Origin of the sequence: Leptothrix cholodnii SP-6, from assembly GCF_000019785.1 — a bacterium.
Classification (GTDB): Bacteria; Pseudomonadota; Gammaproteobacteria; order Burkholderiales; family Burkholderiaceae_C; genus Sphaerotilus; species Sphaerotilus cholodnii.
Map to the genome: position 1 here is coordinate 1,627,282 of NC_010524.1, position 14,208 is coordinate 1,641,489.

A 14,208-nucleotide genomic window follows, 5' to 3' on the forward strand; every position below is an offset into this window, starting at 1 on the left:
CACTCCTCATCAAAAGAAATCGACCCCGGTGCTGCGCTTGATGTCGACGGTGCCGTGGTGATGGTTGCGCTGCTCTTCCATCGTGTAGGTGCGCTCCAGCTCCTCGAGCCAGCGCGCCGCGTCGGCCTGGCTGGCGTCCTGGTGTTCGTCGACCCAGTCGGCGAAGCGCGCCATGTCGCTGCCGATGGCGTCGAGCATCTGGGTCAGCCGGTCCTGGAACTGGAAACCCATGAAGATCTGTTCCAGGTCGTTGCTCATCTGCAGGCTGACCGCCTGCAGTTCGCGCGAGGACTGCAGCGAGCGCGACAGGTCGCGCACCAGCACGCCGATCACGTCGCGGGCCTGCATGCGGGCGCGCAGGCGCAGTTCCTCGTCGCTGCCGGACTGCACCAGCGCCTGGTCGCGGGTCTGGCTGATGCGCTCGGCCAGCTGGTCGATGCGCCGGGCGATGCGCACGCCGGCGCTGTCGGACTGGCTGGCCAGCGCGCGCACCTCCTGCGCCACCACCGTGAAGCCCTGGCCTTCGCGGCCGGCGCGGTGTGCCTCGATCGACGCGTTGAGCGCCACCAGGTTGGTGTGCGCGGCAATCTGGCGCACTTCCTTGGCGATGTGCTGCAGCTCGGCCAGGTCGTCGTGCAGGGTCAGCACCTGACCGAGCATCGCCTCGCGCTGGCTGCGCGCCTCCTGCATCGGCTGCAGCAGGGCGTCGATGGCGTCGGCGTGCTGCTCGAGCAGTTCGTCGGTGGTGCCCGCGCGCAGGCCCATCGGGTCGCCCTGGCTCTGCTGGGCGGCGGCCGACAGACCGTCGGACAGGCTCGAGAAGCTTTCCAGCAGGTGGTTGATGCCCTTGTCGGCCTCTTGCTTCGAGGCTTCGACATGGCGCCGCCAGACCGGCACCACCTTGCCGACCATCAGGCGCGCGCCCTGGGCGTCGTCGCGGTCGTCGTGGTGGCGCTGCGCGCCGCGCGGGCGTGCCAGCCAGGCCACCGCCGCGCCACCGGCGGCGGCCACCAGCCAGGCCCAGGGGCCGGCCTCGCTGGCCGCCATCGCGGCGCCGAAACTGCTCAGCGCGGCCAGGGCCGTGGGCAGCACGGCCGCGGTCGGGGCTTCGGAGGCCTCGTTCGAGAGCGGGCGGGCGTTCATGGCTGCGTCCTGGTCGGCAGGCCGGGCTGGATCGACGGTCGATGTCGCATGGAACCTCGCTGAATCTGATAAATCGGTCGTCACCGGTTTGCGCCTGACCCTCCGGCTCGTCCGGGCCCGGTGGGAACAGGCTTCACTGTGGCGCGACTCGGCCCTCGGCCAGGCGCCGAAATCACCGGGATTCCTGCCGCAGTTGCGCGCTTGGGGCCGGGTGCCGGCCGTCAACAATCCGGTCAGGGATTGAACAGACCGTGGCGCGCTGCCTGCCGTATCGGCACACCGCATGAAAACTGTGGCGGCCATCGCGGCACCGACCCGGCAGATCTGACACACGAAGGCAATTGATGCGTATCCAGCTCCTTTGGTCGTTGCCATGGCAGCGCCAGCCGGGTGCGGCCACAGGCGCGGCCGACACGGCCGCATCTGCACGTCGCGGCGGCCTGCACGAGTTCTTCCGCTACCACGGCGTGTTCGCGCCCGGCGTGAGGCTGATGCGCGCGTTGTCGGTCAAGGGCAAGGCGCTGCTGGTGGGCATGACCTTCCTGCTGCCGGTGCTGGTGCTGCTGTACGAGGTGCAACGCAACATGCCCGCGCAGGCCAGCCACTTCAGCTGGCTGCTGGCGACCGTGGCGGGCTGCCTGGCGCTGGCGGTGTACGTGCTGCTGTCGTTCTACCGCGTCATCGACGGCGGCCTGCTGCAGCTCAAGGACCAGGTCGGCCGCATGGCCAGCGGCGACCTGAGCGCGCGTCCGGCGCCGTGGGGCCGCGACGAGGTGGCGCAGGCGATGCATTCGCTGGGTGAATCGCTGGCGCGGCTGGCCGATCTGTTCGCGGTGGTGCGCCAGGGTGTCGCCGCCGCCTCGCATGCCTCGCGCGAGATCGCCGGCGGCAACCAGGATCTGGCGCGCCGCACCAGCGTGTCGGCGCAGTCGATCGAGCAGATCCTGCAGGGCGTGGGCCGCTACATCGAGCAGCTCGACGCCTGCGGCAACCGGGTCGACCTGGCCGAGGGCGTGGTGCAGCGCATGCGCCTGGATGCCGCGCATGCGCGCCATCAGATGCAGCAGCTCGACGAGCGCATGCAGTCGCTGCAGAAGCGTGGCCGCGAGATCGGCGAGATCGTCGAGCTGATCGACAACCTGGCCTTCCGCACCAACATCCTGGCGCTCAACGCCTCGATCGAGGCGGCCAAGGCGGGCGACGCTGGCCGCGGCTTCGCGGTGGTGGCGCAAGAGGTGCGCAGCCTGGCCAAGCGCAGTGCCGAATCGGCGCGCCGCATCAGCGACATCATCGGCCGCTCCACCGACGACATCTCGCACGGCCATGCGCTCGCCGGCGAGGCGGTGTCGGCGCTGCACACCACCGACGAACAGGTCAACCGCATCCACGCGGAAATGCAGCAGGTGGTCTCGCTGACGCGCGCCGGCCAGCAGAACTCGCAGGACATCCTGGCCGAGCTGCGCGGCCTGAGCACGGTGACGCAGGAGAACCGCCGGCTGGTCGAGCAGATGGCGTCGGCCTCGAACGCGCTGAGCGACCAGGGCCTGACGCTCGACGACAAGGTGGCATCCTTCAAGCTCACCTGAACCGAACATGACCGACGGCCGGCGCACCCGCGTTCCGGCCGGATGCAGGTCCGCGCCCTGAAGCGGCTTCGATACACTGTTTTCCCTCATGGAAAAACAATGATCAGACCTCGGCCGGCTTGGGTCGCACGCTTGCGCAGCTGGGCCGGTTCGCTGAAGTTGCGGCTGGCGCTGGCCAGCGGCGTGATCATCGCCCTGAGCGTGGTCGTGGTGTCGAGCCTGATGCTCGAACGCGGTGGCCGCCACACCGAGCAGGCCATCCTCGACAGCGAAGCGGCCAATGCCGAGCACCTGGCCACCGTGCTGCGCCAGCGCATCGTGCTGCTGCAGGTCGCATTGCGGGCGGCGGCGGCACCGGTCGACGCCACCATCCTCACCGATCCGGCCGCCCAGGTGCGCTACATGCAGCAGCGCCAGGTGCTGGCCACGCTGTTCGCCAACATCGCGCTGGTGTCGGCAGACGGCCGCGTGCTGGCCGTGCGCGACGGTTCGGGCATTCGCCAGGACGGCCTCTCGGTGGCCGATCGCCCCTACTTCCGGCAGACCGTGCAGCTGGGCCGGCCGATCGTCTCCGAGCCGATGATCGGGCGGCTGTCGCGCGAGCCCGTCGTCGTGCTGACGATGCCGGTCGCGTCGGTCGGCCCGACCGGCGGTGCCGTTCTGCTCGGCACGCTGCGCCTGAGTTCCCATGACCTGCTGGCCGATCTGGCCGCCACCGGCTCCGATGGCCGCACGGTGGTGCAGACGGTCGTCGCCGATGCGTCGGGCCTGATCCTGGCGCACCCCGACCCCGCGATGGTGATGCGGCCGGTCGAATCGGTGCCCGGCCTGCAGTCGACGGTGGCGCAGTGGGTGCGATCGGGTCGGCCGATCGAGCCGCTGCCCGACGCCGTCAACGAGGCCGGCTACGTGGTGGCCAAGGCCGGTGTGGCGGGGGCCGACTGGATGGTGTTCCGGGTGGTGTCGAGCGAGGCGCTGCTGGGCGGCTTCCAGCTCGCCGTGCGCGAGGCCCTCGGCTACGCCGCCGGCGTGGCGCTGCTGGCGACGGGCCTGCTGTGGTGGTGGCTGGTGCGGCTGCTGCGTCCGCTCGACCGCCTCGAAGAGCGCGCCCGTGCCCTCGGCCCCGACGGCCTGCCGCTCGAGGAGGGCTGGCCCGATGCGCCCGGCGAGGTCGGCGAACTCGAGCTCGCGCTGCGCGATTCGCTGCGTGCGCAGGCCCGTGTCGAAGCCAGCAACGCCTCGCTGCTCGACAAGCTGCGCTCGGTGATGAGCACCGCGCCGATGGGACTGGCCTTCACGCGGGCGCGCCATTTCGAGGTGGTCAGCGACGAGTGGTGCCGCCTGCTCGGTTATCCCGTCGGGGCGCTGGTGGGCGAGCCGGCACGGCTGATCTATGCCTCCGAGGCCGATTACGAACAGGTCGGCCCGGATGTGGCCGATGCCTTCGCCGCGGGTCGGCCGTTTGTCGGCGACTTCGAATTCCTGCGCCGCGACGGCGGTCGTTTCATCGGCGAACTGCACGGCCGTCCGGTCAACGTGAGCGATGCGGCAGCCGGCACGATCTGGCTGCTGCGCGACGTCACCGACGAGCGCGAAGCCCATCGCGAACTGGCCTGGACCGCCAACCACGACGCCCTGACCGGGCTGGTCAACCGGCGCCACTTCGAGCATGAACTGGCGCGCCTGCTCGCCCACATGCAGCCGGGCATGACGGCGGCGGCGCTGTTCATCGACCTGGACCGCTTCAAGCAGGTCAACGACAGCGCCGGCCACGCCGCCGGCGACCAGGTCCTGCGCGAGGTGGCGCAGGCGCTCGCAGCCAGCGTGCGGCGCGACGAACTGGTGGCGCGACTGGGTGGCGACGAGTTCGCGATCGTGCTCGGTGCCTGCGACCTGGCCGCGGCCGAACGCATCGCGCACAAGGTGCGTCTGGCGGTCGAGCAGGTGATCGTGCGCTGGGGCGAACACGAGCTGAGCGTGGGTGCGAGTGTCGGCGTGGTGGAGATCCCGGCCGGCGGCGTCGACGTGGCCGGCGTGCTCAATGGCGCCGATCTGGCCTGCTACGAGGCCAAGCAGGCCGGCCGCAACGCCGTGCGTACCGGCAGTCTGCCGTCCTTGCGGCTGGTCACCAGCCGTCCCGGATGAGCCCACAGGGATCAGGGTTTTTGCGGATGCGACCGGCCTGTTTGTAACAAGTGCCGGGCGAATGTAGACGCGGCCCCGTCGCCGGCGGGGGTGCTGGGCTGGGGGTGTCAACCCGCCATTGGGTCAATTGACGCGGAATAGTCGTGCATTCCGGTGCTCCTGGCACGCACAAGGTGCGTGGCCTGACATTGCGGTGCGTCGAAAGCCCGATTCCCAGTGGATTGCGGCGCGCAAATGTGTCTTGCTTACCATTTATCACGCCGACCTTAAGGCACTATTCAGGGGCTCCTCCTAGTATTGGTGGGAAATAAATCCATTCTGCATCCGGTTATCGGGTTGAATAACCCGATATTTCCGCTGCAGTCCGCCACAGGACAGCCCACGTGACAACCGCCCTTCAACTTCCTGCCCGCGCGCCACATGCCGTGTCGCCGCCCGCCGCGCGCCGCGATGCCCCGCAGGAAGGGGCCGTGCGCCGCGTGCCCACCGGCTGGCTGACCTTGATCGGGCTGGTCACCCTGCTGGGCTCGACCTGGCAGGTCAGCCAGCTCGGCTGGTTCGAGTCCGGCGACGACGTCGGCTACTGGCTCGGCGTGGTCGGCGGCTCGATGATGCTGCTGCTGCTGCTCTATCCCTTGCGAAAGCATGTTCGGGTGCTGCACCGCTGGGGCAAGGTCAAGGCCTGGCTGTGGGGTCACATGCTGCTGGGCATCGGCGGGCCGTTGCTGATCCTGCTGCACTGCCGCTTCCAGGCCAGTTCGCTCAATGCGGCGGCGGCCCTCTACAGCATGCTGGTGGTGGCCGGCAGCGGCGTGCTGGGGCGCTTTCTGTACGTGCGTGTCAACCGCGGCCTGGTGGCCGAACGCAACGCCTTGCGCGACCTGCGCGAGCACAACGGGCTGGACGGCGATCGCCGCTCGGTGCTGTGGTTCGCGCCGACGGTGCAGGCCGCGCTGGACGCCTTCGAGCGCGACGCGCTCGACCGCGCCACCAGCGCCGGCCGCCACTGGGTGCGCCTGCTGCTGGTGCTGCCGGTGCGCAGCTGGATGCTGCGCCTGCGGGTGCAGCATCAGGCCCGCCTGGCCTTGCGCCAGCTGGCCGCCGAGCAGGGCTGGGACGGCACCAACCTGCGCCGCCGCCAGCGCGTGGTGCGGCGCGCGGTGGTCGCGTATTTCACGGCGGTGATGCGGGTGGCGCTGTTCGCCGCCTGGGAGCGGCTGTTCGCGCTCTGGCACGTGGCGCACATCCCGTTCGTGTTCCTGCTGGTGATCGCCGGTGTGGTGCATGTCGTAGCCGTGCACGCCTACTGACGTGGCGTGCGCTCCCGTCACGCTGCCGCAGCCGGGCACGACTTCATCGCGCGCATGGCAGGCGTTGCTGCGCCTGTGCGCCGTGCTGCTGCTGGCCGCGCTGGCCTGGGGCCTGCCGACCCCCGCGTCGGCGCAGGGCATCGAGTCGGTGCTCGCCCCCGGCAAGCTGATCACCGGCCATGCCAAGGCCGAGGCCGACTGCAAGAGCTGCCACGTCAAGTTCGACCGTGCCGCGCAGGACGGCCTGTGCACCGAGTGCCACAAGGACGTCGGTGCCGACCTGCGCCAGCGCGCCGGTTTCCATGGCCGCAAGCTGGCCGAGCAGCCGCAGGCCTGCCGCACGTGTCACACCGACCACAAGGGCCGCAACGCCAAGATCGTCGAGCTCGATCAGAAGGCCTTTGATCACGACAAGCTGTCGGACTTCGCCCTGCGCGGCAAGCACGTCACGACCGAATGCAAGAGCTGCCACGTGGCCGGCAAGAAGTGGCGCGAGGCGGCACTCGAGTGCAACAGCTGCCACAAGAAGGACGACGTGCACAAGGCCGCGCTGGGCCCCAAGTGCGAGAGCTGCCACGGTGAATCCGACTGGAAGAAGACCACCTTCGACCACGCCAAGACCCGCTTCGCGCTCGACTTCAAGCATGCCGACGCCTCGTGCAGCGATTGCCACAAGGATCAGCGCTATCAAGATGCGCCGCGCACCTGCATCGGCTGCCACAAGAAGGACGACGAACAGCTGATCAAGGGCCGCCGCGGCCACCAGGGCCAGTACGGCACCAAGTGCGAGAGCTGCCACAACGCGAAGGGCTGGAAACCCAGCACCTTCAACCACGACGCCGACACCAAGTACGCGCTCAAGGGCCTGCACAAACCGCTCGAATGCAAGACCTGCCACACCGGCCCGCTCTACAAGCAGAAGCTCGCCAGCGACTGCCTGAGCTGCCACAAGAAGGACGACAAGCACAAGGGCAGCCTGGGCCAGAACTGCAGCTCGTGCCACAACGAACGCGGCTGGAAGGAACTCGGCAAGTTCGACCACGACAAGACGAAATTCCCGCTGCTGGGCAAGCACGTCGACACCGAGTGCAAGGCCTGCCACAAGTCGCTGGTCTACAACGAGGCGCCCAAGGACTGCATCGGCTGCCACAAGAAGGACGACAAGCACGAGGGCACGCTCGGCCGCGCCTGCGAAAGCTGCCACGGCGCGAGCGACTGGAAGACCACCAAGGGCCGCTTCGATCACGACAAGACCAAGTTCCAGTTGCGCAACGGCCATGCCGGCCCGAAGGTCGAATGCAAGGCCTGCCATGTCAACCTCAAGAGCTACCGCAACACGCCGACCGACTGCTACAGCTGCCACAAGAAGGACGACAAGCACGAAGGCCAGCAGGGCCAGCGCTGCGAGAGCTGCCACATCGACAAGAACTGGAAGACGCTGGTCGGCTTCGACCACGCCAAGAGCCGCTTCGCGCTGACCGGCCGCCACGTCGTGACCGCCTGCAAGGACTGCCACACCAGCGCGCGCTTCAAGGACGCGCCGAGCGACTGCTACAGCTGCCACAAGAAGGCCGACAAGCACAAGCTGACGCTGGGCGTGTCGTGCGAGAGCTGCCACAACACCCGCGACTGGGCGCTGTGGAATTTCAATCACGACAAGCAGACCGACTACCGCCTCGAAGGCCCGCACCGCAAGCTGGCGTGCACCTCGTGCCACACGCGGGAAGCGCCACGTGGCAAGGCCACCGCGCCGGTCGGCCAGGCCTGCATCGGCTGTCACCGCAAGGACGACGTGCACGACGGCAGCTTCGGCAGCCGCTGCGAACAGTGCCATGTGGTCGATCGCTGGAAGCGCGTGATCAACCGTGGCATGCGCGGCAGCGTCGACGACCGGCTCGATCCGGGCGCGGCGCGCGGCCTGGCCGGTGTGGCTGAAGTGGCCGAAACCCTTGGCCAGGCCAGCCACGCCGCACGACGTTTTCTCAATCCCCCACCCAGCGCGGCCATGAACGGCCGTGAAAGGAATCCGACATGAATCGCGTGCCACCGCGGCCCGGCGCGCCCTCGCGTCCGGGGCTGATGAAGTTGCTGATGCTGATCCTGCTGCCGCTGTGGCTGCTGATCGGCCAGCCGGCCCAGGCGCAGACCGGCGCCAAGGGTTTCGACCACACCCGCACCGGCTTCATCCTCAGCGGCGTGCACGCCAGCGAGCGCTGCGAGTCGTGCCACATCAACGGCGTCTTCAAGGGCACGCCCCGTGACTGCACCACCTGCCACAGCAGCGGCGGGCGCCAGTCGCGCGGCAACACCGTCAAGTCGAGCAACCACCTGCCGACGACGGCGCCCTGCGAAACCTGCCACAGCACGCAGAGCTTCAGCGGCGCGCGCTTCAGCCATGCCGGCGTGGCGCGTGGCACCTGCATGACCTGCCACAACGGCCGCACCGCGCCGGGCAAGAGCGTCAACCACATCGTCACCGCCGCCTCGTGCGACAGCTGCCACCGCAGCAGCGCCTGGTTGCCGGCGGCCGGTTTCGACCACGCCGGCGTGACGGCCGGCACCTGCACCAGCTGCCACAACGGCGCGCGTGCCACCGGGCGCTCGGCGGTGCACGTGCCCAACACGGCGGTCTCGGGCATCGGCAACGCCAGCTGCGACAGCTGCCACAAGAGCGGCTTCAAGAGCTGGCTGCCGGCGCGCGTGCACAGCAGCTTCAGCGTGATCGCGCAATGCGCCACCTGCCACACCGGCCGCTTTGCGCCGGCGGTCGGCAAGCCCGCCACGCCGATCCACGCCACCGCCACCACCTGCGAAAATTGCCACAAGTCGACCGCCAGCTGGACCGCCGGCACCCGCGTCGACCACAGCACCTTCACGGCCGCCACCAACTGCGCGAGCTGCCACAACGGCAGCACCGCCACCGGCAAGACGCCCATCCACATCCCGACCGGCACCGCCAGTTGCGTGGCCTGCCACACCACCACCGGCTGGGTGCCCAGCAGCTGGAATCACAGCCAGGTGCTGGTGACGGGCCAGTGCGCGAGCTGCCACAACGGCAGCATGGCGAGCGGCAAGTCGGCCGGTCACATCGTCACCACCGCGTCGTGCGACACCTGCCACAAGTCGACCACCAGCTGGACCGCCGGCACCCGGGTCGACCACAGCACCTTCAACGTGGCGACCAACTGCGCCAGCTGCCACAACGGCAGCACCGCCACCGGCAAGACCGCCACCCACATCCCGACCGGCACCGCCAACTGCATCGCCTGCCACACCACCAGCGGCTGGGTGCCCAGCAGCTGGAACCACAGCCAGGTGATCGTGACGGGGCAGTGCGCGAGCTGCCACAACGGCAGCCTGGCGAGCGGCAAGTCGGCCGGCCACGTGGCGACGACCGCGTCGTGCGACAGCTGCCACCGCGGCACCACCAGCTGGGCGAGCGCGACCTTTGCGCACTCGGCCGCCAACGCGGTCGGCACCGGCACCTGCGACAGCTGCCACAACAACGTCGGCGCCAAGGGCAAACCGGCGACGCACGTTCCGGTGTCGTCGGGCGTGGCCAAGTGCGACTCGTGCCACCGCTCGCAGACGAGCTTTGCGGCGGCCGTGACGATGAACCACAGCGTCGTCACCACCACCACCTGCAAGACCTGCCACAGCGGCGCCTACGTGTCGCAGGGCACGGTGGGGGCGCTGACCAAGCCGGGCAACCACATCCCCGAGGGCATCCAGCTGCTCAACGGCTCGACGCTCGACTGCAACGCCTGCCACACCGGCACGGCGGTCTGGACCAGCGTGCGCATGAACCACAACAACAGCCTGGGCAACGGCGCGGGCTGGTGCAAGGCCTGCCATCAGAGCGGCACCGCCTTCCTGGGCAACATGGAAAAGAAGTCGCTCACCCACGAACGCAGCTCGCCGCTGCCGACCGACTGCTCGCAGTCGGGCTGCCACCGCCCGCTGGGCAACAAGGGCGCCGCCTACTCGAAGTGGGATTGAGCCCCCGGCGCCGCGCGCTGTTTCGCGGCGCCGCTGTCCTGACAACAACCCGGCCCGCGGCGCATCGGCGCTGCCGGCGCCTGCCCGAGGATCCATCACCGTGTCGCGTGCCTTTTCAACCCCTTGCGCCCTGCCGGCCCTCGTGCCGCTGGCCGCCGCGATCTGCCTGTTCGCCGCCACCACCGCGGTCCGCGCACAGGTGCTCGACGATGTCGAACTGCGCCGCGAGGGCGCCGACGCGGTCGCGCAGGTGCGCTTGACCGTGCCGGTGCGCTACGTGCGCAGCGTCAGTTCGCGCACCGGCGAGCTGGCGCAGGCCTATTACGAGGTGCTCGAAGGCCCCGGCGCCCAGGGCGCGCCGCAGCTGCCGGCCGAACGCCGCATCGCCGGCGGCGGCGGCCTGCCGACGCTGACGATCAGCGACGAGCCGGTCGGCGGCAGCACCACCGAGCGCAAGCTGGTGATCCGCACCTCGCCGCCCAGCCGCCTGCGGGTGCGCGCCGGGCGCGACAACCGCAGCATCGAGGTGGTGCTCGACGGCCTGGGCGCCAAGGTCCAGCCGGCCGTGCCGGTGGCCGCCTTGCCGCAGGCGCAGCCCGGCCAGCGGCTGGTGGTGGTCTTGCACAGCAGCACCGACCCGAGCCTGCAACTGCCCGCACCGGTGCCCGCGGCGCTGCAGGACTACCAGCTCGGCACGGCGCAGCGGGTGGTCGACGGCGTGACGCTCTACGAGCTCACGCTCGGCCCGTTCGCCAGCCAGGCCGAAGCCGCCCGCGCGCTCGGCCTGCTGCGCAAGCGCTTCCCCAAGGCCAGCGTGATGGCGCTGCCGGGCGCACCGACGGCCGCCGCTGCAGCAGCGGCTCCCGCCACCGCCGACACACCTTCGGCCGCCCCCACAGCCCCCGCCGCCACGCCGATCGACCCCGAACGGGCCGGCCCGGCCGACCTGGCGCTGGCGCAGGCGGCCGACGCCCGCGGCGACCTGCCGACTGCGCTCGAGGCCCTCAACCGCGTGCTCGACCTGCCGCCCAACCGCGCCTCGCGCGAGGCCCAGGAGCTGATCGGCGTGGTGCGCCTGAAGGCCGGCGAAACCACCCGCGCGCGGCGCGAGTTCGAGCTGTTCCTGAAGCTCTACCCGACCGGCGCCGACGCCAAGCGGGTCGCCGCCCGGCTGGCGGCGCTGCCCGCGCCCGGCGCGACCGAGGCGGTGCGCGCCGAGCGCCCGCCGGTGCCGGCCACCACCACCCTCAACGGCTCGGCCGGGCTGTACTACTACGGCGGCCAGTCGCAGATCCGCTCGGAGGAGTTCCGCGATTCCAGCATCGGCGGCCTGCCCGAGCTGGTGCAGAACCCGACGATCTCGGGCGTCGACCAGAAGCTGGCGATCGCCAACGTCGACCTGAACTACCGCCACCGCGATGCCGAGCAGGACCTGCGTTTCGTCTTCCGCGACAGCTACCAGGCCAACATGCTGGCCGGCAAGCCCGACCGCAACAAGCTCTCGGCGCTGTACGTCGACCACCGCTCGTTCAAGACCGGCACCAGCGTGCGGCTGGGCCGGCAGTCGCCGCTGGGCGGCGGCATCCTCGGGCGCTTCGACGGCCTGCAGGCCGGCTACGCGTTCGCGCCGAAGTGGAAGGTCAACGTGGTCGGCGGCCGCCCGGCCGACAAGCTGCAGCAGACCCGGCGCTATTTCTTCGGCACCTCGGTCGATGCCGACGCCATCACCGAGCACGTCGGCGGCAGCCTCTACGCGATCGAGCAGAAGATCGACGGCGTGACCGACCGGCGTGCGCTCGGCACCGACGTGCGCTATTTCAACGGCGGTACCTTCGTCTCCGGCAGCCTCGACTACGACACCGTGCTGCGCGCCGTCAACGTCGCCTCGGTGCAAGGGACCTGGCAGCAGATCGACGCCGAGGGCGCGGCCGGCACCAGCGTCAACTTTATGCTCGACCGGCGCGCCCAGCCGCTGCTGATGCTGGGCAACGCGCTGTTCTTCCAGGATCCCAACGGCGGGCCGATCCCGGTGCGCCTGAGCGACGCGCTGGCGCTGCGCAACCTGGAGACGCTGCGCGACTACGTGCGCACCACCACCGCGTTCTCGAACCAGGCGCTGCTGGGCGTGACCACGCCGCTCAACCCGCGCTGGCAGATCGGCGGCGACGTGCGGCTGTCGAGCATCGGTGCGATCGCGCCGGTGCCCGAGATCCTGCCCGACGGCCAGCCCGCCACCGGCAACATCTGGAGCCTGGGCGGCCAGCTGATCGGCAACAACCTCTACTCGGCGCGCGACACCCACGTCTTCAACGCCAGCTACCAGACCGCGCCCACCTTCAAGGGCCTGCTGCTGTCGTACAACAACCTGTCGGCGCTCAACGAGGCCTGGCAGCTGGAGCCGTCGCTGCAGTACTACCGGCAGAGCGGCACCGACGGTCTGGATCTGGTCCGATGGAAGCCGGGGCTGCGGGTGTCATGGCGCGTGGCACAGTCCTGGGTGCTGGAGTCGTCGCTGGACTATGAAGTCACGCACATCACCAGCCCCACCCGCAACGAAAATAGCAACCGTGTCTTCTACTACCTTGGTGGACGTTACGACTTCTGAGTCGCCATCCGATGCGTCCCTGCACGCTGGCGGGGCCTGCCTGCGCGCCGTCGATCTCGCCTGCCGGCGCGGCGAGCGCCGCCTCTTCAGCGGCCTGAACCTGCAGCTCCAGCCCGGCCGGCTGATCTGGCTGCGCGCCGACAACGGCCGCGGCAAGACCAGCCTGCTGCGCCTGCTGGCCGGCCTGGCGGCGCCCGAGTCCGGTGACGTGCTGCTGGCCGACCGGCCGGTGCGCAAGGCCGCGGCGCTCGGGCTGCGACCGGTCTACATCGGCCATGCCAACGGCCTGAAAGAGGATCTGAGCGCGGCCGAGACGCTGACCTTCATGGCGCGCCTGCACGGTCGTTCGACCGGGCAGGGCGGGGCGGCGGTGCCCGCGGCGCTGACGCGCATGGGCATGGCCAGCCGGATCGACGCGCCGGTGCGCACGCTCTCGCAGGGCCAGCGCCGCCGGGTCGCGCTGGCGCGGCTGGCGCTCGAGGACGCGCCGCTGCCGTGGATCCTCGACGAGCCCTACGACGCGCTCGACAGCGCCGGCATCGGCGCGCTCGACGGCCTGCTGGGCGAACACCTGGCGCGTGGCGGCAGCGCCATCCTCACCAGCCACCAGCCGCTGGCCGCCACCGCGCCGCCGGCGCAGACGGTCTGGCTGGGCCGCAATGGCGTCGAGGAGCGCTCATGAGTGCGCTCATCACGTCCGAAGCCGAAGCCACGCCTGACACCGGCTTCGCGCCGCTGCTGGCACTGGTGATGCGCGACCTGCGCCTGGCCGCGCGCCGGCGCAGCGAGGCGGCGCTGCCGCTGGTGTTCTTCATCGTCGCCGCCGGGCTGTTCCCGCTCGGCGTCGGGCCCGAGACCGAAACCCTGCGCCAGATCGCGCCGGGCGTGGTGTGGGTCTGCGCGCTGCTGGCGGCGATGCTGTCGATCAACCAGCTCTACGCCGCCGACCACGCCGACGGCTCGCTCGAGCAGATGCTGCTGAGCGGCCAGCCGCTGGCGCTGGTCGCGCTGGCGCGGTCGCTGTCGCACTGGCTGCTGACGGGGCTGCCGCTGGTGCTGACGGCGCCGCTGTTCGGCGTCATGTTCGACCTGTCGGCCGAGGGCATCGGCTCGCTGGTGATCGGGCTGCTGCTGGGCACGCCGGTGCTGAGCCTGCTCGGCAATGTCGGTGCGGCGCTCACGCTGGGCCTGCGCAGCGGCGGCATGCTGGTGTTCCTGCTGGTGCTGCCGCTGGCGGTGCCGGTACTTATTTTTGGAACTGGCGCCGTGGCGGCGGTCGAAGTGGGTATGTCGCCTCAGCCACACTACGCCCTGCTCGGCGCCCTGTTGATCGCCACCGCCGGCCTCGCCCCGCTGGCCAGCGGGGCGGCCTTGCGGATCTCGACCGAATGAGCCGGTCGTCGACAGCCGAAGGGCCGCG

At 70.2% G+C, this 14,208-nt stretch carries 10 protein-coding genes; 9 read left to right on the forward strand and 1 reads right to left on the reverse strand.

Features of this window, described 5'->3' with window-relative positions:
* Window positions 1–9: 9 nt before the first annotated feature.
* Window positions 10–1,143: a methyl-accepting chemotaxis protein gene (locus LCHO_RS24115; protein WP_012346567.1), complete on the reverse strand. Its 1,134-nt coding sequence runs from the start codon at window positions 1,141–1,143 to the stop codon at window positions 10–12.
* Here LCHO_RS24115 and LCHO_RS23320 point away from each other — a divergent pair.
* From LCHO_RS23320 to ccmB, 9 genes are all read left to right on the forward strand, one after another.
* Window positions 1,142–1,387 (forward strand): hypothetical protein, encoded by a 246-nt coding sequence (locus tag LCHO_RS23320; protein ID WP_150105429.1) that lies wholly within the window; start codon window positions 1,142–1,144, stop codon window positions 1,385–1,387. The two genes, LCHO_RS24115 and LCHO_RS23320, sit on opposite strands and share 2 nt — an antisense overlap.
* A gap of 100 nt (window positions 1,388–1,487) precedes the next feature.
* Window positions 1,488–2,729, forward strand: a complete 1,242-nt coding sequence (locus LCHO_RS07675) for a methyl-accepting chemotaxis protein (protein WP_012346568.1) — start codon at window positions 1,488–1,490, stop codon at window positions 2,727–2,729.
* Window positions 2,730–2,861: 132 nt separating this feature from the next.
* Window positions 2,862–4,874, forward strand: a complete 2,013-nt coding sequence (locus LCHO_RS07680; protein ID WP_043704012.1) for a diguanylate cyclase domain-containing protein — start codon at window positions 2,862–2,864, stop codon at window positions 4,872–4,874.
* Between the two features lie 425 nt (window positions 4,875–5,299).
* Window positions 5,300–6,184, forward strand: a complete 885-nt coding sequence (locus tag LCHO_RS07685; RefSeq protein WP_050757313.1) for a hypothetical protein — start codon at window positions 5,300–5,302, stop codon at window positions 6,182–6,184.
* Window position 6,185: 1 nt separating this feature from the next.
* Window positions 6,186–8,219 carry a cytochrome c3 family protein gene (locus LCHO_RS07690; protein ID WP_223210517.1) on the forward strand — a complete coding sequence of 678 codons (2,034 nt, stop codon included), beginning with the start codon at window positions 6,186–6,188 and terminating at the stop codon, window positions 8,217–8,219.
* Entirely contained in the window at window positions 8,216–10,183 is a 1,968-nt protein-coding gene (locus LCHO_RS07695) for a cytochrome c3 family protein (protein WP_012346572.1), read from the forward strand. The genes LCHO_RS07690 and LCHO_RS07695 overlap by 4 nt, the downstream gene beginning before the upstream one ends.
* Before the next feature lie 100 nt (window positions 10,184–10,283).
* Window positions 10,284–12,788: a tetratricopeptide repeat protein gene (locus tag LCHO_RS07700; protein WP_012346573.1), complete on the forward strand. Its 2,505-nt coding sequence runs from the start codon at window positions 10,284–10,286 to the stop codon at window positions 12,786–12,788.
* A complete protein-coding gene (gene ccmA / locus LCHO_RS07705) occupies window positions 12,769–13,470 on the forward strand; it encodes a cytochrome c biogenesis heme-transporting ATPase CcmA (RefSeq protein ID WP_223210518.1) in 702 nt (233 codons plus the stop codon). Before LCHO_RS07700 ends, ccmA begins: the two co-directional genes overlap by 20 nt.
* Window positions 13,467–14,180: a heme exporter protein CcmB gene (gene ccmB / locus LCHO_RS07710; protein ID WP_012346575.1), complete on the forward strand. Its 714-nt coding sequence runs from the start codon at window positions 13,467–13,469 to the stop codon at window positions 14,178–14,180. The genes ccmA and ccmB overlap by 4 nt, the downstream gene beginning before the upstream one ends.
* Window positions 14,181–14,208 lie beyond the last annotated feature (28 nt).

Bases quoted from the DNA above. Each gene is read 5' to 3' on its own strand.
- LCHO_RS23320 (WP_150105429.1), top strand. From the start codon at position 1,142: ATGGCTGCGTCCTGGTCGGCAGGCCGGGCTGGATCGACGGTCGATGTC.
- LCHO_RS24115 (WP_012346567.1), bottom strand. From the start codon at position 1,143: ATGAACGCCCGCCCGCTCTCGAACGAGGCCTCCGAAGCCCCGACCGCG.
- LCHO_RS07675 (WP_012346568.1), top strand. From the start codon at position 1,488: ATGCGTATCCAGCTCCTTTGGTCGTTGCCATGGCAGCGCCAGCCGGGT.
- LCHO_RS07695 (WP_012346572.1), top strand. From the start codon at position 8,216: ATGAATCGCGTGCCACCGCGGCCCGGCGCGCCCTCGCGTCCGGGGCTG.
- ccmB (WP_012346575.1), top strand. From the start codon at position 13,467: ATGAGTGCGCTCATCACGTCCGAAGCCGAAGCCACGCCTGACACCGGC.